Here is a 20,745-nt window from a genome sequence, read left to right as displayed (position 1 = left end):
ACAATCCCCGCATGTCCCCCGACGCCAATGCGCCGCAGCGCGCCTCGCCGCAACGCCTGTTCCTCACCGGCCTGCTCACCCTGCTGCCGATCTGGCTGACCTGGGTGGTGGTCAAGTTCGTCTTCGTGCTGTTGTCGGGCATCAGCAGCCCGTGGGTGGTGCCCCTGTCGCAGAAGATCGCGGGGTCGTTCCCGGACTCGCTGGGCTGGGTGCAGGCGCTGTGGGTGCAGAACACCATCGCCATGCTGGCCACCCTGCTGGTGATCCTGGGCGTGGGCCTGCTGGCACGGCGGGTGATCGGCCAGCGCCTGCTGCGCCAGTTCGAAGCGGTGATCGCGCGGGTGCCATTGGCCAACATCATCTACACCAGCTCACGCAAGCTGCTGGATATCCTGCAGACCAAGCCGGGCAGCACCCAGCGCGTGGTGCTGATCGACTTCCCCCACCGCGACATGAAGGCCATCGGCCTGGTGACTCGGGTCCTGCGCGAGGAAGGCAGCGGCCGCGAGCTTGCCGCGGTGTATGTGCCCACCACGCCCAACCCGACCTCGGGTTATCTGGAAGTGGTGCCGGTGGAACTGCTCACCCCCACCGACTGGACCGTGGACCAGGCCATGAGCTTCATCATTTCCGGCGGAGCGGTGGCGCCGGAAACCATGCCATTCACCCGCGCCGGCGAACGCGCCTGAACTGCCCGGCGCGGGGTCTGCGGCGCAGCGCTGGCCTGTGACGGCGCGATCGGACAAGCTTCACGGCTGACGCTGTCCGGAGCACTGCATGCATTCCGCCCTCCCCTTCCGTGCCGCACGCGGCCTGGCCTGGGTCCTGGCTGCGCTGCTGCTGGCCGCACCGCTGCAGGCTGCCGCGCAAGCGCCGGCGCGCGGCGACGCGGCGCGGCAGGCGCACGACAAGGCCGGGCAACTGCAACGGCTGTACGCGGACTACTGGGAGGCACTGCTGCGCCGCAATCCACTGCAGGCCACCCTGCAGGGCCAGTCGCGCTACAACGACCACCTGCCGAACTACCTGTCGCCCGCCTTCCGCCAGCAGAACCGCGACTTCACCGCCGAATGGCTGGGCAAGGTCGAAGCCCTCGGCGAGGACGGGCTGCACGGGCAGGACCTGGTCAGCTACCGCATCTTCGTGCGCAACGCGCGCGACGCGCTGGAGGGCGAGCGCTTCCCCACCTGGATGCTGCCGGTCACCCGGTTCAGCAGCCCGGCCACGCTGGTGGCCATGCTTGGCTCCGGCGCAAGCGCGCAACCGTTCCACACCGTGGCCGACTACGAGGCCTGGGCACGACGCGCCCTGGGCGCGCCGGCCTTGTTCGACCAGGCCATTGCCAACATGCGCGAAGGCATGGCCGCCGGCGTGGTGCCGCCACGGGCGCTGGTGGAGGACGTGCCGCAGCAACTGGATGCGCTGATCCGGCCGCAGGCCGAGCAGACCCTGTTCTGGGCGCCGATCATCGACATGCCCGCCGACATCCCGGCCGCGGAGCGCGAACGCCTGGCCGCCGAGTACAGGCGCCTGATCGACACCCGGCTGATGCCGGCCTACCGGCGCCTGCGCGGCTTCGTTGCCACCGAATACCTGGCGGCCACCCGCGCCAGCGCCGGCCTGGGCGATCTTCCCGGCGGGGCGCAGTGGTACGCCTACTACGTGCGCCAGAGCACCGCCACGGCGCTGGCCCCCGATGACATCCACCGCAGCGGGCAGGACGAGGTGCGCCGCCTGCACGGCGAGATCCGTGGCGTGATGAAGCAGGCACGGTTCCGCGGCTCGATGGCGAAGTTCTTCCGCTTCATGCAGCACGATGCGCGCTTCGGCTTCGCCGACGAAGCCGCGGTGCTGGAGCGCTATCGGATGCTGCAGGCGCAGGTGGAAGCCGGGATGCCGGCCCTGTTCCCGCCATTGCAGCAGGCTGGCCTGGAGATCCGCGCGGTGGAGCCGCACCGGGCCCTGTCCGCGCCTGCGCTCGCCTGGGGCCGTCCCGACGAGAACGGGCCCGGCGTGCTCTACGTGAACACCCATGACCTGCGCCGCCACCGCAGCTGGGAGGCGGAGGCGCTGTTCCTGCACGAAGGCCTGCCCGGCCACCACCTGCAGCTGTCCGTGCAGCAGGCGCTGCGCGACCTGCCCGCATTCCGCCGCTACGGAGGCGAAACCGCGTTCACCGAGGGATGGGGCCTGTACGCCGAATCGCTGGGCGAGGAACTGGGTCTCTACCAGGACCCGTACCCGCGCCTGGGGCGCCTGCACAACGAGCTGGTGCGGGTGCTGCGGGTGGTGGTGGATACCGGCTTGCACAGCCAGGGCTGGACCCGCCAGCAGGCGATCGACTACCTGGTGCAGAACGCCGGGATCAGCACCGAGGACGCGATCGCCGAGACCGAGCGCTGCATGGCCAATCCCGGCCAGGCGCTGGCCTACCGGTTCGGCATGATGAAGCTGGCGGAACTGCGCCAGCGCGCGCACGCCGCGCTCGGCGAGCGCTTCGACCTGCGCGCCTTCCATGCCGAAGTGCTCCGGGACGGCGCGCTGCCGCTGGACGTGCTGGACGCCAAGGTGGACGCTTGGATCGCGGAGCGGCAAGAGTCCGCGCCGGAAAGTCCCCGACCCTAGCGCAGGTCGCCGATCACCACCTGCGCGGCGTTGTGCCCGGGCGCACCGGTGACACCGCCGCCGGGGTGGGTCCCCGAGCCGCACAGGTAGAGCCCGGGGATGGCCCCGCGATAATCCGCCTGGCCCAGCATCGGCCGTGCCGAAAACAGCTGGTTCAGGCTCAGCGCGCCATGGAAGATGTCGCCGCCAAGCAGGCCGAACTCGCGCTCCAGGTCCAGCGGCGACAACACCTGCCGCCCCAGCACCGCGTCGGCGAAGCCGGGGGCGTGGCGGTCGACGGTGGCGATCATCAGGTCGGCAACCTCGTCGCGGTGGTCGTCCCAGCTGCGGCCGTCCGGCAGCTCGGGCGCCACGTGCTGGCAGAACAGGCTGGCCACGTGCATGCCCGGTGGTGCCAGCGAATCGTCCAGGGTGGAGGGAATCAGCATTTCCACGATCGGCTCGCGTGACCAGCCGTGCGTGCGCGCATCGCGCCAGGCGCGGTCCATGTAGTCCAGGTCGGGGGCGATGATGATGCCGGCGGTCAGATGGTCGCCCGGCCCGGGCAGCACGCTGAAGTCCGGCAGCTGCGCCAACGCCAGGTTCATGCGGAACGTGCCCGAGCCGCAGCGCCAGTTGGCCATCCGCTCGCGCGTGGCCGGTGGCACCGCCGCTTGCGGCAGCAGGCGCTGGTACAGCAGCTTCGGGTTGGTGTTGGCGACCACCGCGCGGGCGCGCAGGATGCGGCCATCGGCCGTGGCCACGCCCACCGCGCGGCCATGCTCCACCAGCACCTGCTCCACGCCTGCGCCGGTGAGGATCTGCGCGCCGGCCGACTGCGCCGCACGCGCCATCGCCTGGGTGATCGCACCCATGCCGCCGATGGCATGGCCCCAGGCACCCTTGACCCCGTCCACTTCGCCGAACACGTGATGCAGCAGCACGTAGGCGGTGCCAGGCGCATACGGGCTGGCATAGTTGCCGACGATGCCGTCGAAGCCGAACAGCGCCTTGACCGGCGCGCTCTCGAACCAGCGGTCCAGGTACTCGGCCGCCGACAGGGTGAACAGGTCCAGCAGGTCCTGGCGCAGGGTCTGGTCCAGCGCATGCAGCCGGCGGCCCAGGCGTGCGGTGCGCAGCAGTTCGGGCAGTGCGTTCCACCAGCCGCCATCGGTGACGTTGGGCGGCGGCTGCAGGGCCAGTGCGCGCAGCACGTCGGCGATGGCCCCCAGCCGCGCCTCGTAAGCCGGAAGGGCCGCAGCATCACGCGCGGAGAACCTGGCCACTTCCGCCGCGGTGCGGCCACCGCCGGTGAGCAGGTAGCCGCCGCCCGGCAGCGGCAGGAAGTTGTCGCGGCGGCGGCGCACGATGCGCAGGCCATGGCCGTGCAGGTCCAGGTCGGCGATCACCTTGGGCTGCAGCAGCGAGACCGTGTACGCCGCCACCGAGTTGCGGAAGCCGGGATGGAATTCCTCGGTCACCGCGGCTCCGCCGACCACGCCGCGCCGCTCGAGCACGGTGACCTTCAGCCCGGCCCTGGCCAGGTAGGCGGCGCAGACCAGGCCGTTGTGGCCGCCACCGACCAGCAGGACGTCACGGTTGGCATCGTTGATCGACATGGCGCAGGTATACCACCGCCGCGGGCGCAGGCTCAGACCACCAGGCGCATCCCCGGCCGGGCCAGATCCACCCGGGCGCCGAAGCGCTCGCCGATCTCGCCGGCCAGGGCCTCGCGCGCGCGGTCCTCGCCATGCACCAGCGCCACGGGCGGCGCGTTGCGGAAGTTGGCGTACCAGTCGATCAGCCCCTGCTGGTCGGTGTGCGCCGACAGCCCGCCGACGGTGTGGATCTGTGCATTCACCCGGTGGTCGCGGCCATGGATGCGCACCCACGGCGCGCGCTCCACCAGGCGCCGTCCCAGGGTGCCCTCGGCCTGGTAGCCCACGAACACCACATGGGTGTCGCGCCGTGCCAGCCGATGGCGAAGGTGGTGCTGGATGCGGCCGCCGTTGGCCATGCCCGAGCCGGCGATGACGATGGCGCCACCGGCAATCGCATTAATGCCCATCGATTCCCCGGTGCTGGCGGTGTAGTGCAGGTTCGGCAGGCGGAACGGCGAGGGCTTGCGCGCCCACACCGCGCGCGCCTGCTCGTCGAACAGTTCCTGGTGGCGGTCGTACACGCCCACCACCTTGGCCGCCATCGGGCTGTCCAGGAAGATCCGCCAGCGTTCCAGCTTCCATTCGTCCCAATGGCGCGCGAACCAGTACAGCAGCTCCTGGCTGCGGCCCACGGCAAAAGCCGGGATCAGCACCACGCCACGCTCGCGCCAGGCGTGCTCGAACACTTCACCCAGCTCGTGCACGGTGGCGGCGCGCTCGCGGTGGTTGCGGTCGCCGTAGGTGGATTCCATCAGCACCAGGTCGGCTTCGGCGATCGCCGTGGGGTCACGCAGGATCGGCGTGCCCCTGGGACCGAGATCACCGGAAAACACCAGCTTCCTGTCATCCGCCCACAGCTCGACGATGCTCGAACCGAGGATGTGTCCGGCATCGCGCAGTGCGATCTCCACTCCGGGGAGGATGGTGGTGCGCACGTCGTAGTCGAGCGGGCGCAGCAATGCCAGCACCGCGGCCACGTCGGCAGCGGTGAACAGCGGCGCCTGTTCCGGCTCGCCCGGGGCACGATGGCGGTTGGCGCGCACGGCCTCGGATGCGGCCAGCGAGGCGGCATCCTCAAGCATGACCGGCAGCAGGTCGGCGCTGGCGCGCTGCAGCCAGATCGGCCCGGAAAAGCCGCGCGCCACCAGCAACGGCACCCGGCCGATGTGGTCGATGTGGGCATGGCTGAGCACCACGGCATCCAGGCCGGCAGGATCGAACGGGAACGGCTCGGCGTTGCCGGCCTCCTGCTCGCGGCTGCCCTGCAGCATCCCGCAGTCCAGCAGCAACCGCTTGCCGGCGGCCTCGACCAGATGCATGGATCCGGTCACCTGGCCGGCCGCGCCGTGGAATTCGACCTGCATGTCCCACTCCTTGTCCGTTGCGATTGCCCATCCATTGTGCCCGCAACCGCTCAAGTTGCCGGCCCAATCCATCCGGGCCGGCAATGCCGGGCGTCTCCCGCCCCTGCACGCCCGGCGCGGCGCCGCCGCTGCGTGTACGGCAGGTTGAAACGCCTTGCTACACTCGCCGCGCCCTCCATCCAGCGCCCATTCCCCCGATGACGCAGCCCATCCGCCCGCTTGTCCTGGCCCTGAGCCTGGGCCTGTTCGCCCTGGCCAGCACCGACGCCCACGCGCAACGCAAGCGCGCCAGCGGCACGCCGGCGGTGCCGGCGCAATGCACCGATTTCTACGCCCAGGCCAACGCCGGATGGCTCAAGGCCAACCCTGCGCCGGCTGATCCGGAGGCGGTCAGCGCCCTGGGACAGCTGGCCGAACGCGCCCTGCAGCAGCAGCGCGACCTGCTCGATGCCGCCATGGCCTCGCCGCAGAACGAGGTGCAGAAGCGCCTGGGCGATTTCTGGGCCAGCGGCCTGGACGAAGCCGCGGTCGAGGCCGACGGCTCCAGGCCGATCGCCCCGCTGCTGGCGCGCATCGACGCGATCAAGCGGTCAAGGGACGTGCCGGCGGCAATCGCGGCCCTGCACCAGGTCGGCATCCCGGTGGCGTTCAACTTCGCCCCGGACGTGGACCTGAAGGCGCTGGACCGCCACATCGGCTACTTCATGCAGGGCGGCATGGGCCTGCCCGACCCGGCCTTCTATACCCGCGACGACGCCGACACCCGCGCCCTGCTGCAGCGCTACGGGGATTACGTCAGGCAGATCCTCACCCTCACCGGCACCGCCCCGGCGCGGCTGGAAGCGGAGACGGCCGCGGTGTTCGCCATCGAGACCGCGATCGCGCGCAAGTCGCAGTCGATTGCCGACCTCAACAATCCATTCCGCACCTACGCACCGGTGCCGACCGCCGAACTGGCCAAGCGTTACCGCAACCTGCAACTGGCCCAGTTCCTCGAGGCACAGGGGGTCAAGGACGACCTGGTCTCGCTGCCCGACCCGGCCCTGTTTGCCGAACTCGACGGCATGGTCGCCAAGGTCCGCCCCGAGCAATGGAAGGCCTACCTGCGCTGGCGGGTGGGCGATGCCATGGCGCCTTACCTGTCCAGGAGTTTCCGCGACGCCAGCTTCGGCTTCCGTGGCCGGGTGCTGGCCGGCCGCAGTGCACCGGCACCGCGCTGGCGCCAGGTCCTGGATGCGATCAATACCGCAGCGGGCCCGATGCTGGGCCGCGAATATGCCGAACGCCACCTCACACCCGCCGCGCGCCGGCAGGCAGGGCTGGTCATCGACGAGGTGCGGCAGGCCCAGGTGGCCGCAGTGGCGCGCGCATCATGGATGAGCGACGAGGCCAAGGCCGAAGCCGCGGCCAAGCTCAGGGCGCTGGCGATCGAAGTGGGCACCCCGCGCCGCGACCTGGACTACACCGTGCAGCCGATGGGCCGCGGCAGCTTCGGTGGCAACATGCTGATCGCCTCGGCGTGGCGCCACCGCGAGGAGATGCGGCGCATCGGCAAGGGCAACGCCGACCGCCGCTGGGACGTGCTGCCGCAACAGCCTGCGCTGGCCTACGACATCGCCCAGAACCGGCTGATCGTCACCGCCGCGGTGCTGCAGCCGCCGGTGTTCGACGCCGCCGACCCGGCAGTGGTGTACGGCGCCTATGCGGCGCTGGTCGGCAACCAGCTCACCCGCGCAGTGGACGCCAAGGGCGCGCTGGTGGATGCGCAAGGCGAGCTGCGCAGCTGGTGGACGCCCGCCGACAAGAGTGCCTGGCTGCACCTGGGCGAGCGGGTGGCCAACCAGTACGTGGCCTACGACTATCCCGGCGTGAAGGGTGCCAAGGTCAACGGCACCCTGGTCCGCGACGAGGGGCTTGGCGACCTGGCCGGGCTGGAGCTGGCGTGGGAGGCGTACGCCAAGGCGCAGCCGCAAGCCAAGCCGGCCGACCGCCAGGCCTTTTTCCAGGCCTGGTCCAGGCTGTGGGCGCAGCAGTTGTCGGCCAATGCCGCCAGCGAGCGGCTGACCGCCGACATCCACGCCCCCGGCGTCCTGCGCAGCAACGTGCCGCTTGGCAACCTGCCGGCCTTCGGTGCCGCCTTCGGCTGCAAGGCAGGCCAGCCGATGCAGCGCACCGAAGCCGAGCAGATCAAGGTCTGGCGCTGACCTGCGGCGGCGGCTATTTCACCCGGCGCAGGTGCGAGGGCCCGCGGGGTGGTCGCCGGCCGCCGAACGGCGGCTGGCCACGCCAGTAGCGGATCACCAGCCAGCCGAACAGCATCCCGCCCAGGTGGGCGAAGTGGGCCACGCCCGGCTGCCAGCCGGTAAAGCCCAGCAGCAGTTCCAGCGCGCCGAACACGATCACGAAGGTGCGCGCCTTCATCGGGATTGGCGGGAACAGCAGCATCACCCGCTGGTTCGGAAACAGCATGCCGTAGGCCAGCAGCAGGCCGAACACGCCGCCGGATGCACCCAGGGTCGGGTAGGCTTCGCCGCCCTGCGATATCGTCCACCAGCCCACCGCCAACTGGCACAGCCCGGCGCCGGCCACGCAGATCAGGTAATAGGCCAGGAACCGGCGCGTGCCCCAGGTCAGTTCCAGCGGCGCACCGAACATGAACACGGCCAGCATGTTGAACAGCAGGTGGCCGATGCTGCCGTGCAGGAAGCCATAACTGAGCAGTTGCCAGATCTGGAAGTTCTGGCCCGGCGAGAACGGGTCGAACCCCATCTCGCTGGGCGGCCACAGCATGAACGGTGCGAAGGTGTCCTGCCCCAGCAGCATTTGCAGCAGGAACACGGCGACGTTGCCGATCAGCAGCGCACGGGTAACGGTGGGCAGGCGTGAAAGCATCCACGGCTCCGTGGCAAGTGGGTGCCCATCATAACGGCCGCGCGCACAGGCCGCCGTCGTCGCTACCTGTGCAGGAGCCTGCCTTGCCGGCGACCGCGGGGCGGACGGATCAGGGCGCCGGGCCCCACACCGCCGCGTCCAGGTCGCCGGGCGCGGTCGCCCGCCGTACCCGCCCGTCCGCCACCAGCACGCCCTCGGCGCGCAGCCGCCGGCACTGCTCGCGCCAGCCGGCCGACCCCTCGGGGAAGGCGATGCGCCCATCCGCACGCAGCACCCGGTGCCAGGGCAACTCCGGATCGGCATTGGCGGCCAGCACCCGTGCCGCCAGCCGCGCCCGCCCCGGCAGCCCGGCGCGGCGCGCCACTTCGCCATAGCCGGCGACCTGCCCGCGCGGGATCGCGCGGACCGCGGCGAGGATGAGGCTGGCAGCGTCGGCACACGGAGCGGACATCTGCCGTTAGCATAGGGGCAGCGAACCGGCGAGGACGGTCATGCGCAACTTCGAACAGATCTGCGGCCACCTGCTCAACTGCGACTTCCAGCTGAGCATGCAGGAACCTGACGTGGCCTGCGTGGAACTTTCCCTGGAAGGCGGCAGCCGCCACCAGTCGATCTTCCTGGCCGAACTGGCCGGCGACGACGACGACCGGCCGCTGTTGCGCGTGAGCACGGCGGTCGCGCCGATGACCGGGGTCGATGCGCAGCGCGCACTCGGATTCAACTGGCACAGCAGCGTCGGCTACCTGGCCGTGGGCGACCTGGACGACGTGCCGTACCTGCAACTGTGCGAGAACCGGCCCTACGAGGGCCTCACGCCGGCCGAGATCGAACGCCTGGTGCTGGAGATCGGCGGGCTGGGCGACCGCATGGAACGGGCCCTGTCCGCCGGCGGCGACCTGCTCTAGGCACGCCCTGGCCGCCGCGCGCCGTGCTCAGGCCCAGCCCATCGCCCGCATGCCGCGCAGGGACAGGTAGGCCAGGCCGCCGGCTGCGGGAATGGTCAGGATCCACGCCCACACGATCCGCTCGATCACGCCGATCTTGAGCGCGCGCGGGTTCTTGGCAAAGCCCACGCCCATAATCGCGGTGGAGATGCTGTGGGTGGTCGACACCGGCATGCCGAAGTGCGCGGCCAGGGTCAGCACCGTGGCCGAGCTGGTTTCTGCGGCGAAACCGTGGATCGGGTGCAGCTTGACCATCTTGTGGCCGAGGGTCTTGATGATCCGCCAGCCACCCGACGCCGTGCCGGCGGCCATCACCAGCGCACAGGTGATCACGATCCAGGTGGCGATCTGGGTGCCGTCGCCGACCCCCGGATGCAGGAATTCCAGCCACGCCGGCAGTTCGTCCAGGGTTCCCGCCGCCTCGGCGCCAAGCAGGGTCAGGGCGATGATGCCCATGGTCTTCTGCGCATCGTTGTGGCCGTGGGCGTAGCCCATGTAGGCCGCGGACAGGATCTGCGCCTTGCCGAAGAACGCATTCACCCAGCGCGGCCGCGCCAGCCGGCGCAGCAGCCCGCCGGCGCGGGCCATGCCGGCGATCAGCGCCCACAGCAGCAGCATCATCACCACGCCCAGCAGGAACCCCGCCAGCGGCGAGGTCACCATCGGCAGGAACACTTTCCACATCAGGCCGCGGTTCTTGGTCCAGTCGCCCACTGCCTCGGACCAGATCAGCGCGGACCAGTCGTTGCTGGCGGCCGCCAGCGCGGCGCCGCACAGGCCGCCGATCAGTGCATGCGAGGACGAGGACGGCAGGCCGAACCACCAGGTGATCAGGTTCCAGGCGATGCCGCCCAGCAGCGCGCACAGGATGACCTGGGAGGAGGCCTCCACCACCTCGGTGTTGATGATGCCGGTGGCGATGGTCGCCGCCACGGCCGTGCCCATCAGCGCGCCGACCAGGTTCATCACCGCCGCCAGCGAGACTGCCGCGCCCGGTGAAAGCACCTTGGTCGCCACCACCGTGGCGATCGAATTGGCGGTGTCATGGAAGCCGTTGATGAACTCGAACACCAGCGCGGTGAGGATCACCACGATCACCAGGGTCAGCATGGCGAGCCTCCCGTCGCAGGGGCGGGGGCGACGATGCCGCCCTCTTCCCCGCAGCTGGCGCCGGAACAGGCCAGGACGCGCTTCATCACGAATTCGCAAGCACGATCTGGTAGGCGACCACGCCGGCCTCGCGGCAGCGGTCGATGGCCTTTTCCAGGATCTCGAAGAATTCCTTGAGCAGGAACATCTGCAGGTGGTCCAGGCGCCCGGAGTAGATGTCGCGGTACAGCTCCAGCATCAGCCGGTCGGCCTCGTTCTCGATCGAACGCAGCCGCTCGTTGAGCGCGGTCATCTTGTCCAGGTTCATGTGCCGCAGCTGGTGGACCATGTCCACCACCACCGACGCGGCCTGTTCGAGCATGGCCGCGCGCGGGGCGAAATCGATGTGCGCCAGGTGCTGGGTGGCCAGCGAATAGCGGTCGGCGAACTTCTCCACCTGCTTGGGAATCTTGTACAGGGCCGACCCGAGCGCCTCGATATCCTCGCGTTCAAGCGGGGTGATGAAGCTGTCCACCAGCGCCTTGCTGATCTTCTCCGAAGCGGCGCGCTCGCGCAGGCGCGCCAGCTTGAAGGCATCCAGCGCCGGCTGGCGGTCGGAGGCCTTCATCATCTCGTACAGGGCCTTGGTGCTGTCATGGGCCGCTTCCGCCGCCTCGTCCAGCAGGACGAAGAACTGTTTTCCGGAACCGAAGATGGTCTGCAGTGAGAACATGAAGGCTGTCCTGGGCCGCGCAAGAGGGCGCGAACGCGCAATTATGACAGCCAGTCCGCGCCGCGGGTACTGTGCCGCGCCGCCGGTGCGTGCCGGCGCCTTGCTGGCGGCCGCCGCCGGTTTGCTAAGATGCCGCCGCGCCCGCTGGGCGCAACCTATGGACGACCCGACTTCCCCACTGCCGTGCCGCCGCGCCACCTGCGCCGGCCGCCGCCCGTTCCCTTCATGCCGCGGGGCCTGTCGCCGTGGCTGAATTGGTGATCGTCCTCGTGCTGATCCTGGTCAACGGCTTCTTCGCCATGTCGGAGATGTCGGTGATGACCGCGCGCAAGAGCCGGCTCAAGCAACTGGCCCAGGCCAGCAAGCGCTCGGCCAAGGCGCTGGCGCTGGCGCAGCGACCGGAAAACTTCCTGTCCACGGTGCAGATCGGCATCACCCTGATCGGCATCCTCACCGGCCTGTTCGGCGGCGAGGCCATCGGCCTGGCCATCGGCGACTGGATCGCCGGTGCGATCCCGGCGCTGACGGCGTACGCGGCCACCATCGGCAAGCTGGTGGCGGTTGCCATGATCACCTTCCTCACCCTGGTGTTCGGCGAGCTGGTGCCCAAGCGCGTGGCGATCACCGCGCCGGAGCGCATTGCCGGATTCGTCGCCCTGCCGATGGGCTGGCTGGCCCGGGCCGCGTTCCCGTTCGTGTGGCTGCTGTCGCACAGCACCCGCCTGGTGCTGCGCCTGATCGGCCTGGGCGGCAACGAGGCCAGCACGATCAGCGAAGAGGAAATCCGCATGCTGGTGGCCGAGAGCCACGAGCAGGGCGTGATCGACGCCCACGAGCGCGACATGGTCAACCGGGTCATGCGCCTGGGCGACCGCACCGCCGCCAGCCTGATGACCCCGCGCAACCGGATTGCCTGGCTGGACAGCGCCGCGCCGGTGGAAGAGAACCTGGAGACCATGGGCGAGAGCCGGTTCTCGCGCTATCCGGTCTACCGCGGCAGCGACCAGGACGTGGCCGGCGTGCTGGAGGTCAAGACCCTGCTGCACGTGCCGGGCGTGTCACTGGCCGAACGCCTGTTTGCGCAGCTGATCCCGGCCCTGTTCGTGTCCGAGTCCACCCACGCGATGAAGCTGCTGGAGATCTTCCGCGAGGAACAGCAGTCGCTGGCGCTGGTGGTGGACGAGTACGGCGAGATCCAGGGCCTGGTCACGATCAGCGACCTGATGGGCGCCATCGTCGGCCGCCTGCAGGCGGTGGAGAACGCCGACGAGGACGCACTGGTGATCACCCGCGACGATGGCTCGCTGCTGGTGGGCGGCACCCTGCCAACCGAGGACCTGCGCGAGCTGATGGACGGCGCCGCGCTGCCGGACGCCGAGGATGGCGATTACCACACCCTGGCCGGCATGTGCATTGCCCACTTCGGCCGCATCCCGCACGTGGGCGAGCATTTCGACTGGGCGGGATGGCGCATCGAGGTGGTCGACCTGGACGGCGCGCGCGTGGACAAGCTGCTGCTCACCCGCGTATCGACGCCGGAAAATGAACTCGCCATCTGAGCGGAACCCGCCGCCCGCCGGGACCCCGGTGGGTGGCGGCATCATGCGCCGGCTGCAAGCCTTCACCGAAGGCGACCCGGACCAGTTGCTGAGCCTGGACACGCTGCTCACCGGCCTGCGCCGCAGCGCCTTCGGGATGTTCCTGTTCGTCTCCATCCTGCCCGGGTTCGTGCCCATCCCCGGGGTCGGTGGCGCAGTGGGCGGACCGCTGGTGATCCTGATCGGACTGCAGTTGCTGGTGGGCCTGGCGCGCCCATGGCTGCCGCGCTTCATCGGCCGGCGCGGACCGCGGCGGCGCACCCTGGTCCGGTTCGGCGACCGCATCGCGCCCTGGCTGGCGCGGCTGGAGCATCTGGTACGCCCGCGGCTTCCGCTGCTGGTCGGCAACCGCCTGGCCAACGCATTCACCGGGCTGCTGCTGGTCGTGCTGGGGATCCTGCTGGCCCTGCCCTTGCCGATGACCAACTACCTGTTCGCCGGGGTGCTGCTGTTCTATGCGCTGGCGCTGATCGAACGCGACGGCGCCCTGCTGCTGGTGCTGTGGGTGGCCACCCTTGGCGGCCTGCTGGCGATGGGGCTGCTGTCCGAGTCGCTTGCCGAGCTGCTGGCGCAGGCCTGGCAGCGGCTGTGGCCGGCGTGATCGGCGCTGGCATCGCGCGCCCGCGAGCGCCGGAAGCCCGCGCCAACAAACTGCGGCGCGGAGGCTAGCGAGGGGCGGCTGCGGCCGCCCGGTGGCGGTCAGCGCACGCCCTGGGCCAGCAGGTGGGCGAACTCGCCTGCACTGATCGGGTGGCTGAGCCAGTAGCCCTGGACCAGGTCGCAGCCGCGCTCGACCAGCAGGTTGTACTGCACCTCCTTCTCCACGCCTTCGGCCACCACCGTGATCCCCAGCGAGTGGGCCATGGCGATGATGGCCGTGGTCAGGGCAAGGTCGTCCGGGTCGCGCTGCAGGTCGGCCACGAAGCTGCGGTCGATCTTCACCCCGTCCACCGGCACCCGGCGCAAGTGGCTCAGGCCGGAGAACCCGGTGCCGAAATCGTCCAGCCAGACCTTGACCCCGGTGCTGTGCAGCCGGGCCAGCAAGGCGGAGGCCTGCAGCTCGTCGCTGATCACCGACGTCTCGGTCAGCTCCAGGTGCAGGCACGACGCCGGCAGGCCGGTTTCGCGCAGGCAGCGGGCCACCATGTCCGGCAGGTCGCCGCGCCGAAGCTGCCGTGGCGATACGTTGACCGAGACGAACGGGCGCTCGCCGTCGGCCCGGGGCAGCCAGCGCACCGCCTCGCTGCACGCGGTGAGCAGCACCTGCGGGCCGATCTGCTCGATCAGGCCGCTCTGCTCGGCCACGTCGATGAACACCGAGGGGGCGATCGTCCCCAGCATCGGATGCTGCCAGCGCAGCAGCGCTTCGGCGCCGACCACCCGGCCGTCGCTGGTGCGGCACAACGGCTGGTAGACCACGCTCAGCTCGCCACGCTCCCACGCGCCGCGCAGCTCCTGTTCCATGTGCACCCGACGCTCGACCGCATGGTCCATGGCCCGGCTGTAGAAACGGAAACCGCTCTTGCCCGCAACCTTGGCCTGGTACATGGCGATGTCGCCATTCTTCATCAGCGCGGTGGCGCTGGACGCGTCCTCGGGGAACAGGGTGATGCCGATGGAGGCGCCCAGGAACACCTGCCGGTCCTGGATGTCCAGCGGCCGCCGCAGCTCGGCCACCAGCGCCTCGGCCAGGCGGGTCGCGGCGGCACGCACGTCGCCCTCCTGGACCAGGATCACGAACTCGTCGCCGCCAAAGCGGGCCAGCAACGCATCCGGGCCGCCGTACTTTTCAACCGCGTCGCGGATCCGGCCGGAAAACTGCAGCAGGGCCTCGTCGCCGGCCTCGTGCCCGAGGGTGTCGTTGACCCGCTTGAAATCGTCGATGTCGGCAAACAGCAGGGCCAGCTGGTGGTCGGAGCCACGCAAGGCCATCAGCCGATGATCCAGGCTTTCGCGGAATGCGAGCCGGTTGGTCAGGCCGGTGAGCGCATCGGTATAGGCCATTCGGCGCACGTCGCGGTCATGCCGGGCCACGCTCTCGCTCATCCGGTCGAAGGCGCGGACCAGCTCGCCAAGTTCGTCCGTGCGGGTGCTGCCCTGCCCCTGCACGCTGTAGTCGCCGGCCTCGATCCGGCGGGCCGCCGCCGCAAGCTTGCGGATCGGGTGCACCAGGGTGCGCTGCACGTACATGGCCGCCAGCAGCGCAACCGCCAGCAGCATCAGCAGCATCAATGCCAGCCACTCCCGGTAGCGGCGCGCGAGCTCCTCCATGCTGGCGCCCAGGCGCTCGGTATTGCGCTGCTCGTAGTCATAGGCGACCGGGATCGACAGGCCCACGCGGACCCCGCCGATACGCTCGCTTCCCACCCGGATCGGTGCCGATACCTCCAGCACCTGCGGCGAACTCTGGCTCAGGGTCTGCTCGGCGGCCACCGCCCCGGCTGCCAACGGGTCGTCCATGCGCCAGCCGTAGCCATCGATCTCGGTGGTGCCGTCGTGGACCAGGCGCCCCTCCCGGTCGAACACCAGCAGGTAGTGGATCAGGTCGCCACGGCGGTTGTCGCGCAGGATCCGGCCAATCGCCTCCAGATCCTGGTAATAGAGCGGATTGGCCAGGATCACAGCCAGGTGCTCGGCCACTGCATGTCCGCGCGAATGCAGGTAATCCTCGACCATCTGGTGCACGGTGTCGTTGCCCAGGGCCTCGGTTTCCGCGTGCAACTGGCCCTGCCGGTGCAGCAGCAATGCGAGCAACGCCACGACCACGGCCAGCACCACGGCCATGGCCAGCAGGAAGCGGGCCTGCAGGCCGAGCCGGAGCTTCATTCGACCTCCGCGTTCACCCGCGCGATGCCCTCGCGCAGGTTCGCCAGCGAGCGCCGGGTGTCTTCGTCCGGCGGCAGGAAGCGCGAGGTGTCGAAGAACTTTTCCAGCGCCTGCGCGGCGGCGGGGTCTTCGGCTGCCTGCAGCAGGACCTGGCGCAGGCGCGCCTCCACTTCCGGGCGCATGCCCGGTCCGACCAGTTCCAGTGCCCCCGGGTAGGAATCGGTCTGGTGCACCACCCGCAGGCTGGGCTTGAACGCCGGCGGCACCCGCGCCGGATCATTCCAGTCCAGGTCGCTGATCGCGCCGGCATCGACCATGCGCTTGTGCACCCACACCGCGACATTGAGCTGCGAACGCGCGAACAGGTAGCCCACCCGGTCGGCGCCGGGGCGGTCGCCAGGCCCGGCCAGGATTCCGGGCACCAGGCCGTTGTCCAGCAGGGTGATCATCGGTACCTGGTAGCCACTGGTGGAGCCGGGGTCCTGCAAGGCCAGGGTGTGGCCGCGCAAACCGGACAGGTTGCGGATCGGGCTGTCGCGGTGGACGAAGAACATCGTGCGGTAGCGGCTGGTGCCGTTGCGCTCGGTCAGCAGCAGCAGCCGCGCGTCGGCACGCTGCTGCAACTGCACCGCGGTGCCCGCCGCCTCGGTCACCCAGTCCACCCGGCCGCGGCGCAGGTAGCTGGCCATCTGCCGGGCATCGCGGGCCATCAGCACCCGGCCCTCGGTGATGCCGACCTCGCGCATGCGCGGGACAACATAATCGAGCAACGCCTTGAGCGGGTCGTAATCCGAGCGCGGATCGTCGCTGATGCGGCCCAGCACCAGTACATGCGCATCGTCGACGTCGGCGCCAGGAGCCGCCTGACCGGCCGCCTGTGCCGGTGCCGCCACAAGGGCGGCCAGCAGCGTCCAGAAAACGGCCTGGATACTCCTGTGCACGCCGGACCAAAGGCCTACCCGCTTCATATCCGCGCAGCCTAGCCCAAAGCCGTTCAGGGCGACACCTGCGACGGGCCGTGGCCGGCCTCGGTTGCCAGCCTGGCCATGCGCTGGGCATCGGCCAGCACGCCGCGCAGCAGGCGCACTTCATGCACGCTCAGGTCGGTACGCAGGAACAGGCGCCTGAGCTTGCGCATGGCCGATTCCGGCGCCCGCCCCTTGTGGAAGTCGATGTCCTCGAGGGTGTGCGCGAGCTGGGCGAAGAACCCCTCCACCTGTTCGTGCGTGGCCGGCTGCGCGTCCGGACCGCTCGATGCCGGCACCGCCACCGGCACGGACCGCAGCAGCGCACGCCGTACCTCATAGGCCAGGACCTGCACCGCGGCAGCCAGGTTGAGTGAACTGAACGCAGGGTCGGACGGGATGTGGACCGACGCATGGCACAGCTGCAGTTCCTCGTTGGTCAGCCCGGTACGCTCGCGCCCGAACACCAGCGCCACCGGGCCTTGCGTGGCCAGCTCCAGCAGGCGTCCGGCGGCCACGTCCGGCTCCAGCTGCTCCAGTTGCACGCGCCGGCTGCGTGCGGTGCAGCCCAGCACCAGGCGGCAGTCGGCCACCGCCTCGGCCAGGGTGGCGTACTGCGGCGCGTTGCCCAGCACGTCCTCGGCCCCGGCCGAGCGCCGGTAGGCGGCATCGTCCAGCGGTTTCTCCGGCGCCACCAGGACCAGTTGCGACAGGCCCATCGTCTTGAGTGCGCGCGCGGCTGCGCCGATGTTGCCCGGATGCTGGGTGCCGACCAGGACGATGCGGATGCGGCCAGCCGGGCCTTGCGGTGCGGAAGTAGACATGACGCAAATGGTAAACTGCGCGGCCGGCCTCGCGCCGGCTTGCTCTTTTCCTTCGCCCGCCTCACCCGGCCCTGCCCACGGGACACCTTTGCCATGCTCAAGCCCGCCGTCAACGTCATGGTCAAGGCCGCCCGCCTCGGCGGCAATGTCCTGCTGCGCAGCATCAACCGCCTGGACGCCCTGACCGTGGTCCAGAAGCAGCGCATGGACTACGCCAGCGAAGTCGACGCCGATGCCGAACTGGCAATCGTCAAGGAGCTGCGCCGCGCCTACCCCGATTACGGGGTGCTGGGCGAGGAAGGTGGCCACCAGCCGGGTCGCCAGGGCCGCTTCCAGTGGGTGATCGATCCGCTGGATGGCACCAGCAATTACCTGCGCGGGTTTCCCCATTACTGCGTGTCGATCGCCCTGGTGGAGAACGGCGAACCGACCGACGCGGTGATCTTCGACCCGCTGCGCAACGAGCTGTTCACTGCCAGCCGCGGTGCCGGCGCGCTGCTCAACGACAAGAAGATCCGGGTGGCCGACCGCAAGGACCTGGCTGGCGCACAGGTCGGTACCGGCTTCCCGCCGCGCGAGCGCGCCCGCGCCAGCGCCCAGCTCAAGTGCGTCGATTCGCTGCTGACCACTGCCGAGGACGTGCGCCGCACCGGCTCGGCCGCGCTGGACCTGGCCTACGTGGCCTGCGGCCGCCTGGATGCGTATTTCGAGGCTGGGCTGAAGGTCTGGGACATCGCCGCCGGGGTGCTGCTGGTGCGCGAGGCCGGGGGTCGGGTCTGCGATTACCGCGGCGCAGCGCTGGCCCGCCTGGACGAACGCGGCCCGGAGGCGCGGCAGGTGATCGCCGCCAACGTCAAGGTTGCCGACGAACTGCAGAAGCTGGTGGTCAACACCGGATACGCCAAGGCGTTCGACTGAACCACCTGCCCTGCGTGGCGTGACGCTGGACCCCGTCGGTTCAAGGCACATACGAGGCATACACGCACGGGGCCGGCTCCTCGAAGGCGAACCAGCCCGCTGCGCGAAACGGGGCTGCCGGAGTGGATCAGCGCCTGCCCAAGACGTGGCCACCATGCCCGGCGAAGGGTGCAGCCTTTGAGCGCATGAGCAAGTGCGCCTGTGATGTATGGCTTCGGAGGGGGCCGTCGTCCGACCGGGGGGATGGCGCACCCCTCGGGCGCACATCCATGTGCGCACTCGGGGCCGTGGCACATCCATGTGCCACTTGCCCCATCCCCCCGGCCGGACGACGTCCATCGGTGTATCGATGCCGCGGCATCGTTTGCGGCGGCAACGGCGTACGCAAACCGTGCATCCCATCACCGACGTGTGCTGCACCCGTGTAGGAGCCGGCCTTGCCGGCGACCGCGATGCAGGCTGCGGCATCGCGACACACCACACCGCGCCGCGGTCGCCGGCAAGACCGGCTCCTACAACGGGGATGAGGCACAGGCGCACCGAAGACGTGGATGTGCGGGTATGTCGGGGCAGCGGCCATGGATGGCCGCGGTAGCGAGTGCGCACATGGATGTGCGCCCGAGCGGTCGCACCACACCCGCACGCCCACGGCTCCCTCCGGAGCCGACAACACCCACCGCCTCGAGGTCGTGATCCCAAGCCGACAGACGCAGCTTGCCCCATCCCCACAGCCGGACGACATCCATCGGTGTATCGATGGCGCGGCAACGTTTGCGGCGGCAACGACCACGGTGGATGCGAACCGTGTATCCCCCCTCACCAACGTGGTGCCGCTGCACTCCTGTAGGAGCCGGCCTTGCCGGCGACCGCGGGGTAGTGCGGCGTGTGGCGCAGGTGACGTGACGCGGTGCCGTGCGGCGTCCAGCAATGACGCGGCCTGTGACGGGCCGCAGCATCGCTACACGCCATCCAGCACCGCGGTCGCCGGCAAGACCGGCTCCTACGACGGGGAGGTGGCATCGGCACGCCGAAGACGTGGGCGTGCGGGTGTGTCGGGGCAGCGGCCATGATGGCCGCGGTAGCGAGTGCGCACATGGATGTGCGCCCGAGCGGTCACGCCACACCCGCACGTCCACGGCTCCCTCCGAAGCCGATATCCCTCCGCCCTGGCTTCGACAGGCCACGGCTCCCTCCGAAGCCAACAACATCCACCGCCTCAATTTGTGCTCACCATCCAGATGGTGGACCCAGTGCGCCCCCTTGTCTCGCGGCAGCGCACATCCCGCCCTTGGGAGATGCAACGAAAAAAGCCGCCCGGAGGCGGCTTCTCGTTCGCGGCGTGGCGCGACGTTACGGCCGGCGGGCCAGTTCGGCTTCGTCCTTGGCCTTGGGCAGCAGGTCCTGCTTGGTGACCCTCAGGAAGCCCAGGGTCAGCAGCGGACAGGCGATGAAGATCGAGGACAGCGTACCGATCACCGCGCCGATCATCTGGCTCAGCGCCAGCCCTTCCAGCGAGCCGCCGCCGTACAGGTACAGCGCCAGCACCGACAGGAAGAACACCACCGAGGTGATGATGGTGCGCGACAGGGTCTGGTTGATGGAGCGGTCGAACACCTCGTCCGGGTCCGCCCGCAGGCTGCGGAAGTTCTCGCGCACACGGTCGAACACCACGATGGTGTCGTTGATCGAGAAGCCCATTACCGACAACAACCCGGCCAGCACGGTGAGGTCGAACTCGCGCCCACTCCAGGCGAAGTAGCCAGCCACCACCAGTACGTCGAACATGGTGGTCAGGGTGGCCGACACCGCGAACTTGAACTCGAAGCGGAAGCCGATGTAGATCAGGAAGCCGACCACCACGAAGATCGCCGCGTACAGGCCGTTCATCGCCAGTTCCTTGCCCACCTGCGGGCCGACGAACTCGGTGCGCAGCAGGGTGGCCTTGTTCTCCGGCGTGCTCACCGCCTCCATCACTTCCTGGGCGGTGCGGTTGTTGGCGTCGGTGGTGGTCTGGCCGTCGCGAGGCTGCAGCCGCACCAGCAGGTCGCTGCCGCTGCCGAAGTTCTGCACCTGGGCGCCCTCGTAGCCGGCGCGCGCGACCTGTTCGCGCACATGGTCGACGTTGGCCGGGTGCTCGAACCGGACTTCCACCACGGTGCCGCCGGTGAAATCCAGCGCGTAGTTGAAGCCATTGGCCACGATGCCTGTGATCGAGGCCACCAGCAGCAGCGCCGCCACCACCATGGCCACCCAGCGCACCCGCATGAAGCCGACGCGCGGCTCGTGGGGGATCAGGGTCAGGGGAAAGATATTCATGTTCTGGTTCC

General features: G+C 69.8%; 17 protein-coding genes. 7 read left to right on the top strand and 10 right to left on the bottom strand.

Translation table 11 applies throughout. The annotated features are described in order from the left end of the window. Positions 1-11 precede the first annotated feature (11 nt). Positions 12-689, top strand: coding sequence for a DUF502 domain-containing protein (locus ACEJ41_RS05465; RefSeq protein WP_374013777.1), 678 nt, complete (start codon positions 12-14; stop codon positions 687-689). Positions 690-777: 88 nt separating this feature from the next. Beyond that, entirely contained in the window at positions 778-2,625 is a 1,848-nt protein-coding gene (locus ACEJ41_RS05460; RefSeq protein WP_374013776.1) for a DUF885 family protein, read from the top strand. Here the strand turns inward: ACEJ41_RS05460 and ACEJ41_RS05455 are convergent. Beyond that, the gene (locus ACEJ41_RS05455; RefSeq protein WP_374013775.1) at positions 2,622-4,223 is read right to left on the bottom strand and encodes a phytoene desaturase family protein; all 1,602 of its coding nucleotides are present in this window, start codon (positions 4,221-4,223) and stop codon (positions 2,622-2,624) included. The genes ACEJ41_RS05460 and ACEJ41_RS05455 overlap by 4 nt on opposite strands. A gap of 32 nt (positions 4,224-4,255) precedes the next feature. Beyond that, on the bottom strand, positions 4,256-5,629 hold the full coding sequence (locus tag ACEJ41_RS05450) for an MBL fold metallo-hydrolase (protein WP_374013774.1): 1,374 nt from the start codon (positions 5,627-5,629) through the stop codon (positions 4,256-4,258). A 197-nt stretch (positions 5,630-5,826) separates the two neighbouring features. On the opposite strand from ACEJ41_RS05450, the gene ACEJ41_RS05445 reads away from it, so the two are divergent. Beyond that, the gene (locus tag ACEJ41_RS05445; protein WP_374013773.1) at positions 5,827-7,833 is read left to right on the top strand and encodes a M13-type metalloendopeptidase; all 2,007 of its coding nucleotides are present in this window, start codon (positions 5,827-5,829) and stop codon (positions 7,831-7,833) included. A gap of 13 nt (positions 7,834-7,846) precedes the next feature. On the opposite strand, the gene ACEJ41_RS05440 is transcribed toward ACEJ41_RS05445, so the two are convergent. Beyond that, entirely contained in the window at positions 7,847-8,521 is a 675-nt protein-coding gene (locus ACEJ41_RS05440; RefSeq protein WP_374013772.1) for a rhomboid family intramembrane serine protease, read from the bottom strand. A 109-nt stretch (positions 8,522-8,630) separates the two neighbouring features. Next, positions 8,631-8,972 carry an MGMT family protein gene (locus tag ACEJ41_RS05435; RefSeq protein WP_374013771.1) on the bottom strand — a complete coding sequence of 114 codons (342 nt, stop codon included), beginning with the start codon at positions 8,970-8,972 and terminating at the stop codon, positions 8,631-8,633. A 40-nt stretch (positions 8,973-9,012) separates the two neighbouring features. Between ACEJ41_RS05435 and ACEJ41_RS05430 the strand changes: the two genes are divergently transcribed. Then, the gene (locus ACEJ41_RS05430; protein WP_374013770.1) at positions 9,013-9,426 is read left to right on the top strand and encodes a hypothetical protein; all 414 of its coding nucleotides are present in this window, start codon (positions 9,013-9,015) and stop codon (positions 9,424-9,426) included. Between the two features lie 27 nt (positions 9,427-9,453). Here ACEJ41_RS05430 and ACEJ41_RS05425 read toward each other — a convergent pair whose 3' ends face one another. Further along, positions 9,454-10,575, bottom strand: a complete 1,122-nt coding sequence (locus ACEJ41_RS05425) for an anion permease (protein WP_374013769.1) — start codon at positions 10,573-10,575, stop codon at positions 9,454-9,456. An 85-nt stretch (positions 10,576-10,660) separates the two neighbouring features. Then, complete coding sequence (locus ACEJ41_RS05420) at positions 10,661-11,287, bottom strand: DUF47 domain-containing protein (RefSeq protein ID WP_374013768.1); 627 nt, start codon at positions 11,285-11,287, stop codon at positions 10,661-10,663. Positions 11,288-11,532: 245 nt separating this feature from the next. Here ACEJ41_RS05420 and ACEJ41_RS05415 point away from each other — a divergent pair, with 245 nt between their 5' ends. Together ACEJ41_RS05415 and ACEJ41_RS05410 are read left to right on the top strand one after the other, a co-directional pair. Further along, positions 11,533-12,846 (top strand): hemolysin family protein, encoded by a 1,314-nt coding sequence (locus ACEJ41_RS05415; protein ID WP_374013767.1) that lies wholly within the window; start codon positions 11,533-11,535, stop codon positions 12,844-12,846. Beyond that, a complete protein-coding gene (locus tag ACEJ41_RS05410; RefSeq protein ID WP_374013766.1) occupies positions 12,830-13,486 on the top strand; it encodes an exopolysaccharide biosynthesis protein in 657 nt (218 codons plus the stop codon). The genes ACEJ41_RS05415 and ACEJ41_RS05410 overlap by 17 nt, the downstream gene beginning before the upstream one ends. Positions 13,487-13,584: 98 nt before the next feature. On the opposite strand, the gene ACEJ41_RS05405 is transcribed toward ACEJ41_RS05410, so the two are convergent. The 3 genes from ACEJ41_RS05405 to ACEJ41_RS05395 are packed head-to-tail and all read right to left on the bottom strand — an operon-like array spanning position 13,585 to position 17,500. Next, positions 13,585-15,711: a putative bifunctional diguanylate cyclase/phosphodiesterase gene (locus tag ACEJ41_RS05405; RefSeq protein ID WP_374013765.1), complete on the bottom strand. Its 2,127-nt coding sequence runs from the start codon at positions 15,709-15,711 to the stop codon at positions 13,585-13,587. Then, positions 15,708-16,679 carry a phosphate/phosphite/phosphonate ABC transporter substrate-binding protein gene (locus ACEJ41_RS05400; protein WP_374013764.1) on the bottom strand — a complete coding sequence of 324 codons (972 nt, stop codon included), beginning with the start codon at positions 16,677-16,679 and terminating at the stop codon, positions 15,708-15,710. Before ACEJ41_RS05400 ends, ACEJ41_RS05405 begins: the two co-directional genes overlap by 4 nt. 26 nt (positions 16,680-16,705) lie before the next feature. Next, on the bottom strand, positions 16,706-17,500 hold the full coding sequence (locus ACEJ41_RS05395) for an RNA methyltransferase (protein WP_374013763.1): 795 nt from the start codon (positions 17,498-17,500) through the stop codon (positions 16,706-16,708). 93 nt (positions 17,501-17,593) lie between these two features. Here ACEJ41_RS05395 and ACEJ41_RS05390 point away from each other — a divergent pair, with 93 nt between their 5' ends. Continuing rightward, positions 17,594-18,418 carry an inositol monophosphatase family protein gene (locus tag ACEJ41_RS05390; RefSeq protein ID WP_374013762.1) on the top strand — a complete coding sequence of 275 codons (825 nt, stop codon included), beginning with the start codon at positions 17,594-17,596 and terminating at the stop codon, positions 18,416-18,418. Positions 18,419-19,768: 1,350 nt separating this feature from the next. On the opposite strand, the gene secF is transcribed toward ACEJ41_RS05390, so the two are convergent. Continuing rightward, on the bottom strand, positions 19,769-20,734 hold the full coding sequence (secF, locus tag ACEJ41_RS05385; protein WP_374013761.1) for a protein translocase subunit SecF: 966 nt from the start codon (positions 20,732-20,734) through the stop codon (positions 19,769-19,771). Positions 20,735-20,745: the final 11 nt, after the last annotated feature.

The sequence above is a fragment of the Pseudoxanthomonas koreensis genome, assembly GCF_041890415.1.
GTDB classification, from domain to species: domain Bacteria; phylum Pseudomonadota; class Gammaproteobacteria; order Xanthomonadales; family Xanthomonadaceae; genus Pseudoxanthomonas; species Pseudoxanthomonas koreensis_A.
Note: the sequence above shows the minus strand (reverse complement) of the source record. Positions and strands in the feature narration are given on the sequence as shown.